At 67.2% G+C, this 19,773-nt stretch carries 16 protein-coding genes; 12 read left to right on the top strand and 4 right to left on the bottom strand.

All coding sequences use genetic code 11. The annotated features are described in order from the left end of the window. Positions 1-14: 14 nt before the first annotated feature. The gene (locus tag ACZ9GM_RS05850; RefSeq protein WP_476037401.1) at positions 15-1,772 is read right to left on the bottom strand and encodes a proline--tRNA ligase; all 1,758 of its coding nucleotides are present in this window, start codon (positions 1,770-1,772) and stop codon (positions 15-17) included. Positions 1,773-1,822: 50 nt separating this feature from the next. Here ACZ9GM_RS05850 and yaaA point away from each other — a divergent pair, with 50 nt between their 5' ends. Both yaaA and ACZ9GM_RS05860 read left to right on the top strand, forming a co-directional pair. Continuing rightward, complete coding sequence (gene yaaA, locus ACZ9GM_RS05855) at positions 1,823-2,638, top strand: peroxide stress protein YaaA (protein WP_476037402.1); 816 nt, start codon at positions 1,823-1,825, stop codon at positions 2,636-2,638. A gap of 140 nt (positions 2,639-2,778) precedes the next feature. Further along, entirely contained in the window at positions 2,779-3,909 is a 1,131-nt protein-coding gene (locus ACZ9GM_RS05860) for an ATP-binding protein (protein ID WP_476037403.1), read from the top strand. A 17-nt stretch (positions 3,910-3,926) separates the two neighbouring features. On the opposite strand, the gene cobA is transcribed toward ACZ9GM_RS05860, so the two are convergent. Then, complete coding sequence (gene cobA / locus ACZ9GM_RS05865) at positions 3,927-4,934, bottom strand: uroporphyrinogen-III C-methyltransferase (RefSeq protein ID WP_073883635.1); 1,008 nt, start codon at positions 4,932-4,934, stop codon at positions 3,927-3,929. Between the two features lie 99 nt (positions 4,935-5,033). Next, positions 5,034-6,533, bottom strand: coding sequence for a malate dehydrogenase (quinone) (gene mqo / locus ACZ9GM_RS05870; RefSeq protein ID WP_200859043.1), 1,500 nt, complete (start codon positions 6,531-6,533; stop codon positions 5,034-5,036). 188 nt (positions 6,534-6,721) lie between these two features. On the opposite strand from mqo, the gene ACZ9GM_RS05875 reads away from it, so the two are divergent. From ACZ9GM_RS05875 to ACZ9GM_RS05885, 3 genes are all read left to right on the top strand, one after another. Beyond that, positions 6,722-7,783: an alpha/beta hydrolase gene (locus ACZ9GM_RS05875; protein WP_476037404.1), complete on the top strand. Its 1,062-nt coding sequence runs from the start codon at positions 6,722-6,724 to the stop codon at positions 7,781-7,783. A gap of 252 nt (positions 7,784-8,035) precedes the next feature. Next, positions 8,036-9,523, top strand: coding sequence for a mycothione reductase (mtr, locus tag ACZ9GM_RS05880; RefSeq protein ID WP_476037405.1), 1,488 nt, complete (start codon positions 8,036-8,038; stop codon positions 9,521-9,523). 9 nt (positions 9,524-9,532) lie between these two features. Then, positions 9,533-10,468: an SDR family oxidoreductase gene (locus ACZ9GM_RS05885; protein WP_291476639.1), complete on the top strand. Its 936-nt coding sequence runs from the start codon at positions 9,533-9,535 to the stop codon at positions 10,466-10,468. Positions 10,469-10,585: 117 nt separating this feature from the next. Here the strand turns inward: ACZ9GM_RS05885 and ACZ9GM_RS05890 are convergent, their stop codons facing one another. Then, positions 10,586-10,780 carry a hypothetical protein gene (locus ACZ9GM_RS05890; RefSeq protein ID WP_291476641.1) on the bottom strand — a complete coding sequence of 65 codons (195 nt, stop codon included), beginning with the start codon at positions 10,778-10,780 and terminating at the stop codon, positions 10,586-10,588. A 535-nt stretch (positions 10,781-11,315) separates the two neighbouring features. Between ACZ9GM_RS05890 and ACZ9GM_RS05895 the strand changes: the two genes are divergently transcribed. The 7 genes from ACZ9GM_RS05895 (at position 11,316) to ACZ9GM_RS05925 (ending at position 19,751) form a co-directional block, all read left to right on the top strand. Continuing rightward, positions 11,316-12,104 (top strand): YoaK family protein, encoded by a 789-nt coding sequence (locus ACZ9GM_RS05895; RefSeq protein ID WP_291476643.1) that lies wholly within the window; start codon positions 11,316-11,318, stop codon positions 12,102-12,104. Positions 12,105-12,505: 401 nt separating this feature from the next. After that, positions 12,506-14,008 (top strand): MFS transporter, encoded by a 1,503-nt coding sequence (locus tag ACZ9GM_RS05900; RefSeq protein WP_291476645.1) that lies wholly within the window; start codon positions 12,506-12,508, stop codon positions 14,006-14,008. Positions 14,009-14,472: 464 nt separating this feature from the next. Continuing rightward, positions 14,473-15,483: a hypothetical protein gene (locus ACZ9GM_RS05905; RefSeq protein ID WP_476037406.1), complete on the top strand. Its 1,011-nt coding sequence runs from the start codon at positions 14,473-14,475 to the stop codon at positions 15,481-15,483. Between the two features lie 110 nt (positions 15,484-15,593). After that, positions 15,594-16,412, top strand: a complete 819-nt coding sequence (locus ACZ9GM_RS05910; RefSeq protein WP_476037407.1) for an ABC transporter ATP-binding protein — start codon at positions 15,594-15,596, stop codon at positions 16,410-16,412. Then, a complete protein-coding gene (locus ACZ9GM_RS05915; RefSeq protein WP_291476650.1) occupies positions 16,409-17,344 on the top strand; it encodes an ABC transporter permease in 936 nt (311 codons plus the stop codon). Before ACZ9GM_RS05910 ends, ACZ9GM_RS05915 begins: the two co-directional genes overlap by 4 nt. Continuing rightward, positions 17,344-18,369 (top strand): ABC transporter substrate-binding protein, encoded by a 1,026-nt coding sequence (locus ACZ9GM_RS05920; RefSeq protein WP_291476652.1) that lies wholly within the window; start codon positions 17,344-17,346, stop codon positions 18,367-18,369. The genes ACZ9GM_RS05915 and ACZ9GM_RS05920 overlap by 1 nt, the downstream gene beginning before the upstream one ends. Beyond that, positions 18,366-19,751 (top strand): LLM class flavin-dependent oxidoreductase, encoded by a 1,386-nt coding sequence (locus tag ACZ9GM_RS05925; RefSeq protein WP_476037408.1) that lies wholly within the window; start codon positions 18,366-18,368, stop codon positions 19,749-19,751. Before ACZ9GM_RS05920 ends, ACZ9GM_RS05925 begins: the two co-directional genes overlap by 4 nt. Positions 19,752-19,773 lie beyond the last annotated feature (22 nt).

Raw genomic sequence — 19,773 nt, forward strand, 5'->3', positions numbered from 1 at the left:
GCGCAGAAGGTGGACTACTTCCCGGCGAGCTCGCGGATCGTGGCGACCGCATCCCCGTAGACGATGTTCGTGGTCTCACCGGTGAGACGGTTGCGCAGTTCCACGGTGCCCTCGGCGAAACCGCGGCCCACGATGACGACCAGCGGCATTCCGAGCAGCTCTGCGTCCTTGAACTTCACGCCGGGGCCCACCTTGGGGCGCTCGTCGAAGATGACCTCGAGGCCGGCGGCATCCAGCTCGGAAGCCAGGGACTCGGCGGCCTCGCCGGCGGCGGCGTCCTTGTTCGCGATGACGACGTGGACGTCGAACGGTGCGACGATGGTCGGCCAGCGCAGACCTTTGTCGTCGTGCATCTGCTCGGCGAGCACCGCAATGAGGCGGGAGACGCCAAGGCCGTAGGAGCCCATGGTCGGCACGGAGCGCTTGCCGGACTCGTCGAGGATCTTCACGTCGAAGGCTTCGGTGTACTTCCGGCCGAGCTGGAAGATGTGACCGATCTCGATGCCGCGCTCCAGGGTCAGCGTGCCCATGCCGTCCGGCGCCGCGTCCCCTTCACGGATCTCGGCGGCCTCGATGAAGCCGTCGACGGTGAAGTCGCGACCGGCGACCATGTTGGCGACGTGGCGGTTCTTCGCGTCCGCACCGGTGATCCAGGCGGTGCCGTTGACCACGCGCGGATCGGCGAGAACCTTGATGCCGTTGTCCGCCAGGCCCTTCGGCCCGACGTAGCCCTTGACGAGGAAGGGGTTCTTCGCGAAGTCCTCGTCGGAGGCAAGCTCGACCACAGCCGGCTCCAGGGATGCCTCGAGGCGCTTCATGTCGGCCTCACGGTCACCCGGCAGCAGGACGCCGGTGAGCTCCGGCTCTCCGCCGGGCTCGGTGATCTTCACGACGAGGCACTTGAGCGTGTCGGTGAGCTCGGCGGGCCGTCCGTCGACCTCCAGCCCCTCGGACCGTGCCCAGTCCAGGAGGGTGTCCATGGTGGTGGCGTCCGGGGTGTCGTAGACCTTCGCCTCGGGCTGACCGTCGATGGGGCGCTCGGCCGGGGCCGGGGTGATGACGGCCTCGACATTGGCGGCGTAGTCACCGTCGGTGGCGCGCACGAAGGTGTCCTCACCGGAAGCGGAAACCGCGAGGAACTCCTCGGAAGCCGAGCCGCCCATCGCACCGGAGGTGGCGGCACAGATGGCGTACTCGACACCGAGGGAGTCGAAGATGCGCTGGTAGGCGACACGGTGCGCCTTGTAGGCCTCGTCGAGCCCGGCGTCGTCCATGGTGAAGGAGTACGAGTCCTTCATGATGAACTCGCGGCCACGCAGGATGCCGGCGCGCGGACGCTCCTCATCGCGGTACTTCGTCTGGATCTGGTACAGGGTGACCGGGAAGTCCTTGTAGGACGAGTACTCACCCTTGACCAGGTCGGTGAACATCTCCTCGTGGGTCGGGCCCAGGAGGTAGTCGGCACCCTTGCGGTCCTTGAGGCGCAGCAGGGAGTCGCCGTACTCGGTCCACCGGTTGGAGCGCTCGTAGGGCTCACGCGGCAGCAGGGCGGGCAGCCGGATCTCCTGGGCCCCGATGGCGTTCATCTCGCGGCGGACGATCGCCTCGATATTGTGCAGGACACGCAGACCCAGCGGCAGCCAGGAATACACACCGGGTGCGACACGCCGGATGTAGCCGGCACGGACGAGAAGCTTGTGGCTGGGGACTTCCGCATCAGCGGGATCTTCGCGCAGGGTGCGCAGGAAGAAAGAGGACATCCGGGTGATCATGACCGGTACTCTAGTTCATTGCTTCTGTCCACATCGATAGGGTGTCCCTCATGTTGATTCTCCTTCCTCCGTCCGAGACAAAGGCCGACGGAGGCACCGGTCCCGCGCTGGACCTCGACACTCTGTCCTTCCCCACTCTCACCCCGGTCCGCTCGGAGATCCTCGACGATCTCTCATCCCTCGATGAGGACGCCGCGTTGCAGGTCCTGGGCATTTCTGAGGCGCTGCGTGGGGAGGCTGTGGCCAACCGTGAGCTGCGCACCGCCGCGACGATGCCGGCGCTGGAGCGCTACACCGGGGTCCTCTACGACGCCCTGGACGCGGCGTCCCTCACGGACAGGGACGCGGACGCCAGGTCCCGGCTGGCCGTCGGATCTGCCCTGTTCGGGGTGGTCCGCGCCGACGACCTCATCCCCCACTACCGGTTGTCCTCGGGCACGAAGCTGCCGGTGCAGGACGCCGGGCGGGGCACAGGGTCCGCGGTGCTCACCGCGGTACCGACGCTGAAGAAGCGGTGGGGACGCCTGATCACCGAGGCCCTGCAGTGTACCCCGGACGGCTCCGGGGACGGTGTGATCGTCGATCTGCGCTCCGGCGGCTACCAGGGACTCGGCAAGGTGCCGGCGGCGGTGACGGTGCGGGTCGAATCGGTGCGCCCGGACGGCAGCCGCAAGGTCGTCAGCCACTTCAACAAGCACTACAAAGGCGTCCTGGCCCGGGTGCTGGCCACCGCCGGTGCAGATGCCGATGCCGCCCGCACAGCCGCTGACGTCGCCGCGATCGCCGAGTCTGCGGGGATGACCGTCGAGATCAACGAGGCGGTCGGCGGCAAAGCCCCCAAGGACACCCTGACGCTGGTGGTGTGATGCCGAGGCGGCCGAAGGTCACCGAATCTCGGACTATCGGAGTCTCTGACTGCGTCGACCACGCCCGTTCTATCGTTTTATCGGATTCTCGGAATTCGCGAAGACTATCGGTTTATCGTTTTATCTGGCAGTCTGACAGTGTGAGCGCAACAGTCCCCAATCCCTTCAGTCCGACTTTCGGAGCGTCGCCCCGCCACTGGGCCGGACGACGCATCATCCTCGATGACTTCACCCGGGCATTGGAGAGCGGCCCGGGTTCCCCCACCCGCAGCATGGTCATCAGTGGTGCCCGAGGGATCGGAAAGACCGCCCTCCTCACAGAACTCGAGGACATCGCCACCACCCGCGGGTGGATAGTGCTGCGAGCCTCTGGCAGAGACAACCCGGTCGCCGATCTCACGGACACCGTGATCCCCGGCAAGATCCTGGAGCTCGATCCGCCGTCACGCCGTAAGGTCTCCGGCGTGAGCATTGCCGGACTGGGATCGGTGAGCACATCGACATCCGACCCCCTCCAGCCGGTTCCGACCATCAACACACGGCTACGCGAGCTTCTCGCACTACTGGAGGGCACAGGCGTCCTCATCACGGTCGACGAGATCCAGGACGCTGATGCGGAGGACATCACCCGGCTGGCCGTCGCCTACCAGGATCTCGTCCGTGACCGCATGGAGGTCTCCCTGGTCGTCGCCGGACTGCCGTTCGGCACCGACCGACTCCTCAATCTGCCCGGGACGACGTTCCTCCGTCGGGCCGAACGGTATGACCTGGGGCCACTGACCGATGAGGACGCAGGAGACGTCATCCGGCACACCACAGACGGGTCCGGTATCGAGTTCACTCCCGAGGCGGTCGAGACAGCCGTCGACATCGCCGAGGGTTATCCGTACCTCGTCCAGCTCATCGGTTACCTCTGCTGGGAAACCGCACAGCGGAAGGAGCGGACTGTCATCGAAGCCGCGGACGTTGACAGGGAGCGGAGCGAAGCCGTCCAGTCCATGGGTGCCCAGGTCCACTTCATCTCCCTCAAGGAGGTTCCGGCGGGCCAACGCCGCTATCTCTCGGCGATGGCAGAACTCGGCGACGGGCCACAGTCCACCGCAGATGTCGCCGAAGCGCTCGGGAAAACCGCGGGTTCCACCTCGGACGTCCGCGCCCGGCTCATCGAACGCGACCTCATCCAGCCCGCAGGGCGCGGCAAGGTCGAATTCACGCTCCCCCACCTCGGTGAATGGCTCCGCGGACCGGGTACTGTCCGCCGGGTGCAGTAGATCCCCGCTGCGGTGACCTACCCCAGCTCGGCGATGTGCCCCGCGGCGTCCCCGATGACGATGACGGCGGGATGACCGAGACCCTCCCGCTCAATGGTCTCGCCGAGGGTCACCAGCGTCGCGGCGGTGACCCGCTGGCCGGGCATGGAGGCGTTCTCCACGACGACCGCCGGGGTGGCGGCGTCCCGCCCCTGGGCGATGAGCTCCGCGGCGATCGCGCCGGCGTTCTTCACCGCCATGATGAGCACGAGGGTGCCGGTCATACCGGCCAGTGCAGTCCAGTCCACCAGTGACTTCGACGAGTCCGGCGGCACATGTCCGGAGACCAGCGTCAGGTCATGGTTGAGCCCGCGGTGGGTCAGCGAGATCCCCGCCACCGCAGGTCCTGCGGTCATCGAGGTCACCCCGGGAATCACCTGGACCGGAATGCCGGCAGCCGTGCAGGCCTCGATCTCCTCGTAACCGCGGCCGAAGATGAACGGATCACCACCCTTGAGCCGCACGACCTTCTTCCCCTCGCTCGCCCGCTCGACCATGAGTTCGTTGATCCGCTCCTGGGCGACCTGGCGGGAGTACGGGATCTTCGCGACGTCGATGAGTTCGGCACCGCGGGCTGCGGCGTCCTCGGCGAGATCCACCGGGCCGAGATGGTCGGTGAGGATGACGTCAGCCTCGGCCAGTGCCTTCGCCCCGGCCACCGTGATCAGCTCCGGATCGCCCGGTCCACCACCGACGAGGACGACCTCGCCGACAGTGGATGATGAAGTGGCGTCGGGGGTGGCGTCCTTCCTCTCCTCCCGGGGGCGCCGGTCGTCGACGGGGATACCGTTACGGTGCGCCCACGCCAGCGCCTCGTCGGCAGCCGTGGTCTCCGTACCCGCGGGAATGCGGACCAGGCCGATCCGCGTGGCGACATCCCCCCACCCCACAGGCACGGCCCCCTGCTCGCGCAGCAGCTCGGCGGCGACATCCGCCTCCGGCCCGTCGACCACCAGCACCGGTACCCCGGTCAGTACAAGACTCATAGCCACCGAGTCTAGTGCCCGCACATGAACGACCCGGCAGGGTGGTCTGATAATTCTCAGACCACCCTGCCGGGTCGTTGTCAGTGCACGGCCGGACGCCTAGGCCAGCTTCAGGGCCTTCTGGCTACGCTCCCACTGCTCGTTGTACAGAGCGTTGTCGTCGGAGAGCTTGCTGCCGTAGGACGGGACCATGTCCTTGAGCTTCGGGGTCCACTCGTCCATCTTGTCGGAGAAGCAGGCCTGCAGGACCTCGAACATCGCCGACGGGGCGATGGAGGCTCCCGGGGAGGCACCCATCAGGCCGGCGATGGAACCGTCGGCGGAGTTGATCAGCGCGGTACCGAACTCGAGGGAACCGAACTTCGGGGCCTTGGCCGGCTTGATGACCTGGACGCGCTGACCGGCGGTCACGAGCTCCCAGTCCTCGTCGCGGGCGTCGGGCATGTACTCACGCAGCGATTCGACACGGGCAGCCTGGTTCTTCAGCACCTCGGTGACGAGGTACTTGGTCAGACCGAACTCCTGGGCGGCGACACCCAGGTAGGACGGGATGTTGCCCGGGCGCAGGGACTTGAACAGGTCCAGGTAGGAACCCTGCTTGAGGAACTTCGGGGTCCAGCCGGCGTACGGGCCGAACAGCAGGCCCTTCTTGCCGTCGATGACGCGGGTGTCCAGGTGCGGGACGGACATCGGCGGGGCGCCGACGGCGGCCTTGCCGTAGACCTTCGCGGCGTGCTGGTCGACGAGCTCCTGGTTGGTGCAGCGCAGCCACTGGCCGGAGACCGGGAAGCCGGCGTAGCCCTTGATCTCGGAGATGCCGGACTTCTGCAGCAGCGGCAGGGCCATTCCGCCGGCACCGACGAAGACGAACTTCGCGTGCACGGTGGTGGTGTCGCCGTTGTGCAGGTTCTTGACGGTCAGCTTCCAGCCGTTGCCCTCGCGGGTGATGTCGGTGGTCTGCGAGCCGTAACGGACCTCGACACCCTGGGCGGTGACCGCGTCCAGGTACTGGCGGGTCAGGGCACCGTAGTTGATGTCGGTACCGGCGTCGATCCAGGACAGGCCGACACCCTCGGAGTAGTCGCGACCCTTGTCCATCAGCGGGACCTTGGAGGCGAAGACCTCAGGATCGTCGGTGTAGTGCATGTCCGGGAAGAGCGGGTTGTCCTTCAGGGCCTCGTAGCGGGCCTTGATGTACGCGACATCCTTGGCACCGTGACCGAAGGACATGTGCGGGGTGGGGTTGATCCACTCGCTCGGGTCACCCAGGGTGCCGTTCTCGACGAGGTAGGACCAGAACTGGCGGGAGACCTGGAACTTCTCGTTGATGTTGACGGCCTTGGTGATGTCCACCTTGCCGTTGACCTCGGGGGTGTAGTTCAGCTCGCACAGCGCGGAGTGGCCCGTACCGGCGTTGTTCCACGGGTCCGAGGACTCGGAGGCCGGGATGTCCTGGCGCTCGATGATGAGCTGGCTCCAGTCAGGCTGGAGCTCACGGAGCATCACGGAGAGAGTCGTCGAGATGACGCCGGCGCCGACAAGGGCGACGTCGACGCGGTCATTCTGGGAGGGTGACACGTTTAGCACAATCCTTTTCATCGCTGCTGTTCCGCCGTCGCGACCGGCCGGGCGGCACCGTTGTACGGTGTGCGACCGGAGAGGTCGGGGCGTCCACAATCAGGTAATGGTACGCGGTGACGTGCCATGTTCACCATCGGGGCCCGTTCTGCCGGGTAGCATGGCCGCCTGTGACTGATCTCAATCTTGCCTCCGTACTGTCCCAACCAATGGGAACAAGTATCCATGACCTGGACTTTGTGCCCGACCTTCTGGGTGAGGGATACGAGCAGACGACCGTCGAACTCGGCGCCGACCCGGACGGCGAGGCACCGGGTACACCCGTGGTGACCACGCTGGTGCGCTACCGGCCTTCCGGGGAGGACGCCGGGTCAGACGCCGCCTATGCTGGGCGCCCCGCCATGCTCCTCGTCCACGGCATGACCGACTTCTTCTTCCAGATCCACGTCGCCGAGCACTTCGACGCCCTGGGGTACGCCGTCTACGGCATCGACCTCCGCAAGTGCGGACGCTCACACCGCCCCGGCCAGACCTGGCACCATGTCACCTCGCAGGCGATCTACGACGAGGACCTCTCCGTCGCCCTGTCCCTGCTCGGTGCGGGACACCCCTCGGTCGTCCCGGTAGGCCACTCCACCGGTGGTCTGGACGTCACCATGTTCGTCGCCCGCCTCCACGCCGCCGCCCGGCGCGGTGATGCGGCCCGCGGCGTCCTCCACGGTGTGATTGACGCGGTCGTGCTGAACAGTCCGTGGCTGGATCTCCAGTTCGACGGGTTCACCAACTTCGTCATCCGGCAGGTGTTCCCGAAGGTCGCGAAGGTGGCGCCGGCATGGCACGTGCCCGGGGGCATCAACCCGACCTACGGGCGGACGCTGCACGTCGAGGAGTTCGGCGAGTGGGACTACGACCGCGAGTACAAGCCGCTGCTCCCCCGCCCGAAACAGGTCAGTTGGCTGGTGGGTGTGTCCCGTGAGATCGACAAACTGCACACCGGCCGGTTCTCCACCGGTGTGCCGACTCTTCTGCTGTGCTCGGACGCCGACAGCCCGGGCCGCAGCATCAGGGGCACCGACGGGGTGGAGGTTCCGGAGGAGATCGCCTTCCTCACCGACACGATCCTCAAGCCCTCACAGATGCGGGACGCCGCCCACCTGGTCGACCCGGACTGTGTGGTCGTCACGGTGCCCGGCGCGATGCACGACGTCTTCCTCTCCCGACCGGAGGTCCGCGAGACCGCCTTCGAGGCAGTGGACGCCTTCCTGGGCTGAGGCGGTCACCCTTCTCCCCTGTCTTGCCTGTTCCCAGCTCCCTGTTTCCAGCTCCCGCCCTCTCGCCGGAATCGCTCACCACAGCGTCAGCGCCTCAGGGCCGCGACGCTGCCCCATGTCGGCATCCCTTCCGGCAGTCCGGCATCTCTTCGCGTCGGCTGAGCGGTCCGAGGCGACAGGGAGAGATGCCGCTGTGCAGGTTCCACTGCCGGAGATCACCGGCCGAGCCTGTAGATCACTACGATCGTGCCCATGGCAGATATCGCGGCAGACAGCGCAGAGCACGCAGAACACGCAGAACACGCAGAACACTACGACCTGATCATCGTCGGCACCGGCTCGGGCAACTCCATCCCCGAGGAACTCTACGACCGGAAGATCGCCATCGTCGAGAAGGGCATCTTCGGCGGCACCTGCATCAACGTCGGGTGTATCCCCACGAAGATGTACGTCTACACCGCCGATGTCGCCCGTGAGCACTCCGAGGCGTCCCGCTACGGACTCTCCCCGGCCAACCCCGGCACCGGTGAGCCGGTCGACCAGCCGCAGTGGCGCATCGACTGGGACGGTCTCAAAGAGCGCGTCTTCGGCCGTCGTATCGACCCGATCTCCCGTGGCGGTGAGGAGTACCGGCGCGGCGACGAGACCCCGAACATCACCTTGTACTCCGACGTCGCCCGGTTCACCGGCGACCGCACGATGCAGATCGGCACCGGGGAGAACGGGGACGCCACCATCACCGTCACCGCCGACCAGATCATCCTCGCCACCGGTACACGCACCTGGGTGCCGGACGTCATCGCGGAGTCCGGTGTGCGCTACCGCACCAATGTCGACGTGATGCGGATGGAGCAGCTGCCGCGCACCATGGTCATCCTCGGCGGCAGCATCATCGCCACCGAGTTCGCGCACGTCTTCTCCTCCCTGGGAGTGGAGGTGTTCGTCATCAACCGGTCGAATACGTTGCTGCGGAAGTTCGATGAGACGGTGAGCGGCCGCTTCACCGAGGTCGCGGGTACGCAGTGGACGAACCTGCTGGGTCGCACCGTCACCGCCGCCCGCGAGCACGGCGGTCTGGTCACCGTCACCCTCGACGACGGACGCGAAATCGACTGCGACGAGCTGCTGCTGGCCCAGGGCCGAGTCCCGAACTCCGATCTGCTGGACTGCGCGGCCGGCGGGGTGGAGCTCGATGGCGACGGCAAGATCATCGTCGACGACTTCGGCCGCACCTCCGCTGACGGGGTCTGGGCCCTGGGCGACGCCATCGCCGGCCCGGAGCTCAAGCATGTGGCGAACCAGGAGGCCAGGGCGGTGTTCCACAACGTGGCCTCCTCCGATGAGTTCGACCTGGAGCCGCTCAAGCACGACAACGTCCCCGGCGGTATCTTCAGCCACCCGCAGATCGGCTATGTCGGCATGACCGAGACCGAGGCCCGCGCGTGGGCCGAGGAGAACGACCGCACGATCACCGTGAAGGTGCAGGAGTACTCGGATGTCGCCTACGGCTGGGCGATGGAGGACACCACCGGGTTCTGCAAGCTCATCGCGGACGCCGGATCGCGTCGTCTACTCGGTGCGCACATCATGGGCCCGCAGGCCGCGACGCTGATCCAGCTGCTCGTCACCGCGATCGAGTTCGACCTGGATCTGGTGGACTTCGCCCGCAAGCAGTACTGGCCGCACCCGTCCCTGTCCGAGCTGGTGGAGAACGCCCTGCTCGGCCTCGAGTTCGAGTAGGTCACGGCGATGGGCGGCAACGACGGAAGCAACGGGTACAGCGTGGTGACGGGGGCGGCGTCCGGCATCGGTCGGGAGGTCGCCCGCACCCTGGCCGGTGAGGGGCGACGACTCGCGCTCACCGACCGGGACGAGGAGGGGTTGGCGTCACTGCGCACAGAGCTGGAGGACGCCACCCCCGGCTCGGTCGTGGACGTGAGCGCCCTGGATGTCACCGACCATGAGGCGGTGTCCTCCTGGGGTGCTGCTCTGGTGGACGCACACGGCGCACCGGAGGAGGTCTTCCACGTCGCCGGCATCGCGATCTGGGGTGATCCGACCACGCTGCCACACGACAAGTGGACGAAGGTCATCGACGTCAACCTCATCGGCACGGTGAACGTGGTCGAGTCGCTGGTGCCTCCGATGTCTACGGCGCCGGCGCTGACAGGTCGGGAAGGACGCCGCCTCTTCGGGCTGCTGCCTGGCCGGAAACGCTCACGGCACCTGTGCTGTGTGTCCTCGGCCGCCGGGTTCCTGGGCCTGCCGTGGCACGGTGCCTATGCGGCGTCGAAGGGTGGAGTGCTGGGGCTGTGCGAGGTGCTGCGGTTCGACCTGGCGTCCTCCGGGATCGCCGTGCACTGTGCCGTGCCGGGTGCGGTGGACACTCCCCTGGTCCGTACCATCGACATCGACGGGGTCGACCAGTCGAAGCCGCGGGTGTTGAAGGCGAAGGGCCTGTTCCAGGGCATCGCGGTGACACCTGAGGAGGCGGCGTCCTCGATCGTCGGTGGTGTGCGCAAAGGCCGCTACCTGCTGTACACCAGCCCGGACATCCGGGTGGGACGCTGGGCACAGGTGAACATGCCGTGGGCGTACCGCGGGGTCATGCGGCTGTTGAACCGCGGGCTGCGGTGGGCGGCGAAGGACACGCCGGGGACCGGGGCGCCCGGTAGTCCCGGTTGAGAGGAGCTGTGTTGACCACCTGGTTGGCCGGGATGAGCGACACGGGCGGACACAGTCGCGGGGTGCCGTCTGCTGGCTTGTCCCTGTCCTCGGCCCCATCCTGTGGTGGGCGTCGGGTCAGCGCCGGAGATTTTCGAGGGCCTCGTCCGAGTGGGAATTCGTCCTGCCGTCCGGCGCCCCCATGTACTGCTGGAGGGACAGTCGCTCAACTGCGTCGACGTCACCCGTCACCATGGTGTCGACCGCCTGCTCCACCCTTTCGTCTGACATCCCGCTGCTCTCCGGGAACTCCGGAAGTTCTTTCATCTCCATTCCCGCATCTCCATTCCCGGGCCAGCGAACCCGGCGGCAGGACGCTGATCGTCGGAACCCCTGCTGGTCCGTCGGCTGTGTTCCCCCTCCATCGTGCTTTCCCCGACTCCGACTCTCCTCCGGAGCACCCGGTGAGTATCAGGACCGCGAAGGTGGCGACCACCAGTGTGGTCATTGCGCGCGTATGCGTGAACCCCATGTCCCCGCCCTCAACTTTCATGTCGGCTTTCGTCTCGACGTATGCGACGGCCCCTCGCCGTCATCCCCGGAACCCGGTGAGTTCCCTTCCTGAAAACAGTAGCAGCATTCGCGCGAGCCAGGCGGGGAAACCATGAGCGCACTGTGACCTGCATCTCCACACTGGTCGGACGTGTCCGGAATCATGAGGTGAAGAGCGTACACCCCACATAGACTGGCCGACCCCGGGACTCACCGCCGACTCTCCTCGCACCGGCGGTGTCGCCCCGGGACCGATCTGGCCGTCCGGCCAGACGGGACAGACCAGACAGACCCTTACCCGGAAAGGCGCCCGATCGTGCCCTCACATCCCACGACCACGCATACCCCGACCACAGCTACCCCGGTCAACCGACCGGACGAGCACAGTCCGCCGAGCACCCCGCACCCCGCCCTCGGCCCCTATCACGACGGTCGTGAAATGGCCCTCGGCATCGTGCTTGCCGCCTTGGCCGGCGCGATGGGCGCAGCTGCCTGGCTGCACACCGACGGCTGGTACGTCACCTTCATGACCGGCAACACCGAGCGGATGATCCTCGAGCATGCCAAGGGGGAGCATGTCCTGGGTATCAGCGCCCTGACCACCGTCCTCGTCTTCATCCTCGGTGTAATGGTCGCGACCTGGGCCAGGATCCGCTGGTGGCGCAAATCCCGGCACGGCGCCACGGTCCTCACCACCGGAGCCGCCTATCTCGCCTGGTTCGCGGACGTGGCCACCGAGGGAGCATCGGACCTGTTCGGCGTCATCCCCGTCCTGTGCCTGGCCTTCGGACTCGGCGCACTCAACACCTCCGTCAGCCGCAACAACCAGGTCGCGATGCCGCTGTCCTATGTCACCGGGACGCTGGTGAAGATGGGCCAGGGGTTCGCCCTCCACATGGCCCGCGTGAGCCGCTGGGTGTGGGTCTCCCAGGCCGTGACCTACGCAGGCTTCCTCGGGGGCATCCTCACCGGCGCCGTACTCTTCGTCTCCGCCGGCACCGATGACACACTCGCCGTCCTGGCGATCCTGTGCACCCTGATCACCCTGGCCACCTGGCGCCTGGACCACCCGCTCTACGCGGTGAAGGACGCAGGCAAGGCCTGACCTCTTCTCGCCCGTGCCACTCCCGCCCCTTCAGAGTGGCACGGGCTCTGATGAGTCCGAGGTGAACCACGGACGCCAGGACCGGTCTTACCACTCCCTAATATTCCCCCGACCTGCGACGATGTAGTTCACCCCAGATTCACGGGGGATACCTGCGTAAACGCCGGTCACTTCGCCTCTCAGCTTCAGTAGAGAGAGGCGATCAGGTTGCTCATATTGATAAGGCGACTATACAGTAGAACGAGTATTTCATTACCGGACGCCATTCCCCGGCGTCCTCACGGTCCCGTGCACTCCGTGCCACGGGACCCGTCCGTCAAGACCCGACGAAAGGACCGCGGCCCAGGACAACCCCACCCACTGCACACCCCGGAACCCCGGAAGGACGGCTGACCCCAGCCATGTTCGGATCACACCCGAAGACCCCCACCCCCACCAAGGGAAAGAGGTGGAAGGCAGACGACGTGACCGTCACCGAGCCCGCCACCGTCAGAACCGCCATCAACGCCGCCGCCATCGGAAACGTCACCGAATGGTACGACTTCGGCGTCTACGGCTACCTCATGCTGACCATCGAGGGGGTGTTCCTTCCGGAGGATTCCGGCGCAGCAGGCAAGATCATCACCGCCGGCCTCTTCGCGGTCTCCTTCCTCGTCCGCCCGATCGGCGGCCTGATCTTCGGACCGCTCTCCGACCGCATCGGACGTAACCGTGTCCTCGCCATCACGATGATCATGATGGCGACCGCCACCTTCCTCATCGGCGTCATCCCCGACTACGCCACCATCGGCATGGCCGCACCGTTCCTGCTGCTGCTCTGCCGCCTCCTGCAGGGCTTCTCGACCGGCGGCGAGTACTCCAACGCCATGACCTTCATCGCGGAGTACGCCCCGGACCGTAAACGTGGCTTCTTCGGCAGCCTGCTGGAGGTCGGTACCTTCGGCGGCTACGTGCTCGGTGCTTCTGTCGCGGTGATCCTCGAGTCCGTCCTCGGCGACGACGCCATGCAGTCCTGGGGCTGGCGCCTGCCCTTCTTCGTCGCCCTTCCACTGGGCTTCATCGGCATCTACCTCCGCGCCAAGCTCAGCGACACCCCCGCCTTCGAGGCACAGGAGGCCGCCAAGAGCGCACCGGAGAGCGAGACCCACGCGGCCCGCGACTTCGAGGGCCACGAGTTCAAGAAGATCGCGTCCCTCTGGCCCTCCGTCCTGGTCTGCTGTGGCCTGGTGATCGCCTGGAACGTCACGAACTACATGCTGACCTCCTTCATGCCCTCCTACTTCGACGAGGTCGGCAACCGGCAGGACGGCTTCGAGATCACCAGCCTCACGGCCAATATCCTCGAGATCATCGTCATGCTGATCTGCCTGCTGCTGATCCCCGTCTTCGGCAGGCTGTCGGACCGTGTCGGACGCAAGCCGATCGTCCTCGCCGGCTGCGTCTCGCTGATCGTGCTGGCGATCCCGTCGATCCTCCTGGTCCGGGTCGACAACGTGGTGACGGTCTTCCTGGGAATGCTCATCATGGGACTGTCGCTGATCTGCTTCAGCTCGATCATGCCGTCGACCCTGCCCTCCCTGTTCCCGACGGTGGTGCGCGCCGGTGCCCTGGCGATCGCCTTCAACGTGTCGATCTCCCTGTTCGGCGGCACGACCTCCACGGTCATGGAGGCCCTGATCTCCGCCACGGACAACCTGATGTGGCCCGCCTACTACCTCATGATCGCCGGTGCGATCGGGTTGATCGCCCTGCGCTACCTTCCGGAGACCAACGGCCGACCGATGTGGGGTTCCAATCCCGCCGCCGCATCCCGGGAAGAGGCCGTCGAGCACGCCGCCGAGCTCAACCGAGAGATCGAGGAGCTGGAGCGCGAGGCCAACAGCGTCCGCTCCGCTGCGCGGTAGGGCGCCCCCTGTAGGACTTCTCTCCTTCTGCCCCGCCCGGTCACCCGTCCCAGGGTGACCGGGCGGGGTTTCCACACTGGAGTGCCGAAACCGCAGGATGCGTCCCGTCGAGTTTCGCAGCCGAGGATCCGACGATCCCGTCTGCACTCTCCCGTCGCTTTCTTCGGCGACTCCCCGGATGATGGGGCCACCGCCGCTGCCGCGGAAGACGCTGCGTCCTCCGCCCCGGACCTCAGCGGCATCGACCTGACGGATCCGATGGCCTCGCCAGTGTTCGACTCGCGCGAGCTGACCACCGACGGCCGGTCCTTCGGCGAGATCATCCGGGAGGACGCCGATCTGCGCGGCGTCCTGACGGGACCGGACTGCCGGCTCGGCGACCGGTTCACCGGGGTGGAGGCCACCTCGACCTGCGGACAGCCGAGGGTGTGCCGCGGGGTGACCGCGTACCGGATACTGATGACATGGACATCTCCCGCGCGACCCTGGCCCTGGTTCTCACCCTCGCCTGCGCGGCCACGGTCGCCTGCTCCGGGAACGACGCCGACCCGACCCCGACGACCACGGCCTCAGCCACCGACCGGTCGGCAGAGAGCAGGCTGGCGACCGCCTGCTCCCAGGTGATCAACGACCGCTCCGCCGAGGATCTGCCGGAGGACTACAGCGGGACGACCGGGGTGGCCACGGCCCTGATGACCGGGGATACCCCCGACGCGCACCTGATCACCGAGGCCACCGCGGAGCTCCGGCAACGGGTCGATGACCGGGAGACCGCGCTGGAGTCTCTGAAGGACCCCGTCGCCGAGGTGGACGGGCTGGACGCGTGGTGGCAGGCCTGGCAGGCCACCGCCGAGGTGTGGAACGACCAGATCAGCACCCTGGAGTCCGGTGACGAGGACGCCATGAAGAGCGCCTTCCTCGGCCTCGCCGGCGAATCAGGTGCCGAGTTCCCCGAGGAGATCCAGGACCGCATGGGCTCCCACGACTGCGCACAGGTCTTCACCCTGGTGCCGCCGGAGGACCCGGACACCGGCCTTTACCGGGAGGCGGCGTCGATCTGCACCGCGATCGTCGAGCGTCGGTTCGGCGAGAACTTCCCCGAGGACAGCGAGCTGATCTTCCGGGACGTCACCCGGCCGGTACTCTCCCGCGAGGACCTGCCTGAGATCACCGCAGGGATCCGGGACGCCGCCGGGCGCATCGCCACCGAGAAGCGCCGCACTGCCGAAGAGATGGACGAGTTGAGTCCGACGGTCTCCACCGCACCAGACCCGTGGAGCTCCTTCACCGGGGCCCTCAATGCGGATGCCGAGCGGGCGGAATCCCGCGCCGACACCCTCGACGGGGGTGACGATGACGCCATCGTGGACGCGTTCTCCCCGGCGCGGCGGGATGAGGATCCACTCTTCCTCGCCACGGATGCGCTCACTGACCTGGGCCTCCAGGACCGGGACTGCATGATGCTGTTCGCGTGACCTGGCCCCGGACAGCCGTGGTCACCGCTGTCAACCACCCGCCTGTTGTTCAGCGTGACGAGAACTGAACCTCTTGATGGTTCGGGAGCCGGTTGGCAGTATTCCGCGCCATGACAAACTCCTCTGAACCGCACTCCCCACCGAAAATCTCCGTCCGGGAGGTGTCCAAGATCTTCCCGGCCGGCACCTCCGGTAACACCGTCACCGCGCTCGACCGCACCAGTCTCGACGTCCGTGACGGTGAGTTCCTCTCCCTGCTCGGCCCCTCCGGATGCGGGAAATCCACCCTCCTCGACCTGCTCACCGGCCTGACCACACCGACCGGCGGCGAGATCCTCATCGACGGCCGACCCGTCGACGGCCCCGGCACCGACCGCGGCATCGTCTTCCAGCAGTACGCCCTGCTCCCCTGGCGCACCGCCCTGGGCAATGTCGAGTTCGGGCTGGAGAACAGCGTCCGCTCCCGGCGCGAACGGCGCGAGACCGCCCGCCACTACCTCGACCTCGTCGGCCTGTCCGACTTCGCCGACCGCCACCCCGGGGAACTCTCCGGCGGCATGAAACAGCGCGTCGCCATCGCCCGCAGCCTGTCCTACGACCCGGATGTGCTGCTCATGGACGAGCCCTTCGCCGCCCTTGACGCCTTCACCCGCGAATCCCTGCAGGACCTGCTGCTGACGATCCGCGAGGAGACGCAGAAGACCATCGTCTTCGTCACCCACAGCATCGACGAGGCCGTGTACCTCTCCGACCGCGTCGCGGTGATGAGCGCCCGCCCGGGCCGGATCCGGGCGCTGGAAGACCTCCATATCGACCGCTCGGTGCCGGATGCCCGCTCCACCGAGGACTTCCGCACCCTGCGTCACCACCTCTGGGCACTGCTCCAGCAGGAGACCACCCCACGACCCCTCACAGGAGCCCACCGATGAGCACGACACTCACCTCCACATCCACCACACCGGACGCCTACGCCACCACCGGGACCTCCCCCGGGTCCACCACCTCACCCGCCGGCGCTGACCCGGCGTCCTCCCCTGAGCACCCCACGACCCCGGACTCCGATGCCACGCCCACCGCGTCCTCCCGCGCCCGAGGCATCCTGCACGCCCTGCCACGTTTCGCGGGACGCACCGCGACCCGCTCGCTGCTCATCCTGATCCTGCTCGCCGTGTGGGAGATCGCGCCGCGCAATGACTGGGTCAACCCGATCTTCCTGCCGCCGCTGAGTGATGTGCTCGATGCGGCGTGGCGGCTCACCACCGACGGCACGCTCGGCCACCATGTCGGGGCCAGCCTGACGCGCTCGGTCATCGGCTTCGGCATCGCCGTCGTCGCCGGGGTGACGCTCGGCCTGCTCATCGGCTGGTACCGCTTCCTCGCCGACCTGCTCACCCCGGTCCTCGAGATCCTGCGCAACACTGCCGCCCTCGCCCTGCTGCCGGTGGTCACTCTGCTGCTCGGCATCGGTGAGACCGCGAAGATCTCCCTGGTGGTCTACGCCGCACTGTTCCCGATCCTGCTCAACACGCTCACCGGGGTACGTACCGTGGACCCGCTGCTCGTGCGCTCCGCCCGGTCGCTGAACCTGCGTCCGCACCAGATCTTCACCAAGGTCGTGCTGCCCTCGGCGGTGCCCTCGATCTTCACCGGCCTGCGGATGGGGGCGGCGGCGTCCATCCTCGTTCTCGTCGCCGCGGAGATGATCGGCGCGAAGTCCGGGCTCGGCTACCTCATCCAGGCGTCCCAGCTCAACTTCCAGATCGCCAACATGTACGTCGGCATCATCGCTATCGCCGCGCTCGGACTGATCGCGAACTACGGCCTGCTCGCCGTGCAGCGTCGACTGTCGAGGTGGCGCTGATGCGACGCCTGCTGCTCTCTCTGTTCGGCGTCCTCTCCCTTCTGGCCTCCCTCGCACTGGCCGGATGCGCCGGCACCGGCGGGGCCACCGAACTCGCCGACGGACGCTATGAACTGAAGTACCAGGGGACGCCGGGCTCGGTGAACCTCCCCGAGCTCGCCGAGGACCTGGGCTACTTCGACAACATCGCCCTGAACCGCGTCAGCGACACCTCCTCGGGGCCGATCTCGATCCAGAACGTCGCGACCGGCGAGACCGACTTCGGCTCCGCCTTCAACGGTGCGATCGCGAAGCTCCGGGCGTCCGGGGCGAAGATCACCGGCGTCGTCGACTCCTACGGGGCGGACGCCGAGACCTACAACGGCTTCCTCGTCAAGAAGGATTCGGACATCCACACCGGCAAGGACCTCATCGGCAGGACCATAGGTATGAACACCCTGGGTGCCCACGCCGAGTTCATCACGCGCGAATGGCTGCGCCAGCAGGGCCTGACGCCTGAGGAGATCGGGAAGGTCAACCTGGTCGTCGTCGAACCGGTGAACAACGAGGAGGCGTTGCGCTCCGGGCAGATCGACGTCGGCGCGGTCAGCGGACCCTTCCTCCAGCGCGCCGCGGCGTCCGGGGACTTCCGGGAGATCTACACCGACAAGGACCTCTTCGACGAGTTCTCCTACGGCTCCTGGATCTTCCGCGACAACTTCATCGAGAAGTCACCCGACGCGGTCGCCGACTTCACCCAGGGTGTCGCCCGGGCGATCCGCTGGCTGCAGACCACCGACCGACAGACCGTCATCGACCGCTACAAGACCATCATGGCGGGCCGCGACCGCGACGAGGACCCTGCGCTGGCCGAGTACTACCGCAGCTCGTCGATACCGAAACCCGGCGGTGTGATCCAGCCCGAGGAGTTCAGCATCTGGACCGACTGGCTGGTCCGTAACGGCGAGTTCCACGAGGACGAGGTCAACCCCGACGACCTGTTCACCAACGAGTTCAACCCCTACGCCACAGGAGAACTGACATGACCGACCGCACCAGCTACACCGACCGTACCGACCAGCTCGTCCTCAACGCCTTCGTCTACCCCGAGGGCCACCACGAGGCCGCCTGGCGACACCCCGCCACCACCCCGGAGCGACTGCTCGACCCGGAGTACTTCGTGGACATCGCCGGGACCGCCGAGCGTGGCCGGCTCGACGCGATCTTCTTCGCCGACTCCCCGGCCGTCACCGGCAATGTCGAACTACGCCCCGGCGCGGGCTTCGAGCCGCTGACACTGCTCTCGGCCATCGCGGCGCGGACCGAGCACATCGGTCTGGTCGCCACGGCGTCCACCACCTACAACGACCCCTACACCCTCGCCCGGGCGTTCGCGTCCCTGGACCTCATCTCCGGCGGACGGGCAGGCTGGAACATCGTGACCACCGCCGCCGACGTCGCCTCGGCAAATTTCGGCCTGACCGGGCACCCGTCGGCGGAGGAGCGCTACGCCCGCGCCACCGAGTTCGTCGAGGCAGTAGTCGCGTTATGGGACTCCTTCGAGGAGGACGCCCTGCTCGTCGATCCGGTCGCAGGACGCTGGGCCGACCCCTCCCGGGTGCATCCGGCGGACTACCGGGGCCGGTACGTGTCCACGAAGGGGCCGCTGAATGTGCCGCGCTCGCCGCAGGGGCATCCGGTACTTGTCCAGGCCGGGTCCTCGAACGCGGGCCGTGCCCTGGGCGGACGCTTCGCCGAGGCGATCTTCACCGCCCACCAACGGCTGGAGGACGCGGTGGACTTCGCCGCGGATATCCGGGCCCGGGCCGTCGCGGCCGGGCGGTCTGAGAAAGATGTGAAGATCCTGCCGGGGCTGTCACCGTTCATCGCGGCGACGCAGAAGGAGGCGAAGGAGCTGGAGGCCGGGTTCACCGAGCTGATCAACCCGGCGTTCAACCTGCCCACGCTCAACGGCCTGTTCGACCTGGACTTCACGGAGGATGACCTGGACACGGTGATCCCGCTGTCCGCGGTGCAGGCGACCGGGCAGACGTTGGACAACAACCACAGCAGGTCGCAGGTGGTGGCGGGCATCATCGAACGGGAACGCCCGACGGTGCGTCAGCTGCTCGGCCGGTTGGCCGGGGCGCGTGGGCACCGGGTGTTCACGGGTACGCCGGTGCAGGTCGCGGACACGATCGAGGAGTGGTTCCGGGCCGGGGCAGCCGACGGGTTCAACATCATGCCGCCGTTCTACCCCGGTGGCCTGGAGGTGTTCGTCGACGAGGTGGTGCCGATCCTCCAGGAGCGTGGCCTGTTCCGCACCGAGTACCCGGGAACCACGCTGCGCTCGTCCTACGGGCTGGACGTGCCGGAGAACCGGTGGACGGTTCAGCGGGCGGGTAAGGCGGGGCGGGTGTCTGCGTAGCAGCCTGGCCCGTTCGCCGTTC

The organism is Corynebacterium sp. UD i78 (assembly GCF_056280545.1).

Bases quoted from the DNA above. Each gene is read 5' to 3' on its own strand.
- ACZ9GM_RS05850 (WP_476037401.1), bottom strand. From the start codon at position 1,772: ATGATCACCCGGATGTCCTCTTTCTTCCTGCGCACCCTGCGCGAAGAT.
- yaaA (WP_476037402.1), top strand. From the start codon at position 1,823: ATGTTGATTCTCCTTCCTCCGTCCGAGACAAAGGCCGACGGAGGCACC.
- cobA (WP_073883635.1), bottom strand. From the start codon at position 4,934: ATGAGTCTTGTACTGACCGGGGTACCGGTGCTGGTGGTCGACGGGCCG.
- mqo (WP_200859043.1), bottom strand. From the start codon at position 6,533: ATGAAAAGGATTGTGCTAAACGTGTCACCCTCCCAGAATGACCGCGTC.
- ACZ9GM_RS05875 (WP_476037404.1), top strand. From the start codon at position 6,722: ATGGGAACAAGTATCCATGACCTGGACTTTGTGCCCGACCTTCTGGGT.
- mtr (WP_476037405.1), top strand. From the start codon at position 8,036: ATGGCAGATATCGCGGCAGACAGCGCAGAGCACGCAGAACACGCAGAA.
- ACZ9GM_RS05885 (WP_291476639.1), top strand. From the start codon at position 9,533: ATGGGCGGCAACGACGGAAGCAACGGGTACAGCGTGGTGACGGGGGCG.
- ACZ9GM_RS05890 (WP_291476641.1), bottom strand. From the start codon at position 10,780: ATGGAGATGAAAGAACTTCCGGAGTTCCCGGAGAGCAGCGGGATGTCA.
- ACZ9GM_RS05900 (WP_291476645.1), top strand. From the start codon at position 12,506: ATGTTCGGATCACACCCGAAGACCCCCACCCCCACCAAGGGAAAGAGG.
- ACZ9GM_RS05905 (WP_476037406.1), top strand. From the start codon at position 14,473: ATGGACATCTCCCGCGCGACCCTGGCCCTGGTTCTCACCCTCGCCTGC.
- ACZ9GM_RS05910 (WP_476037407.1), top strand. From the start codon at position 15,594: ATGACAAACTCCTCTGAACCGCACTCCCCACCGAAAATCTCCGTCCGG.
- ACZ9GM_RS05915 (WP_291476650.1), top strand. From the start codon at position 16,409: ATGAGCACGACACTCACCTCCACATCCACCACACCGGACGCCTACGCC.
- ACZ9GM_RS05920 (WP_291476652.1), top strand. From the start codon at position 17,344: ATGCGACGCCTGCTGCTCTCTCTGTTCGGCGTCCTCTCCCTTCTGGCC.
- ACZ9GM_RS05925 (WP_476037408.1), top strand. From the start codon at position 18,366: ATGACCGACCGCACCAGCTACACCGACCGTACCGACCAGCTCGTCCTC.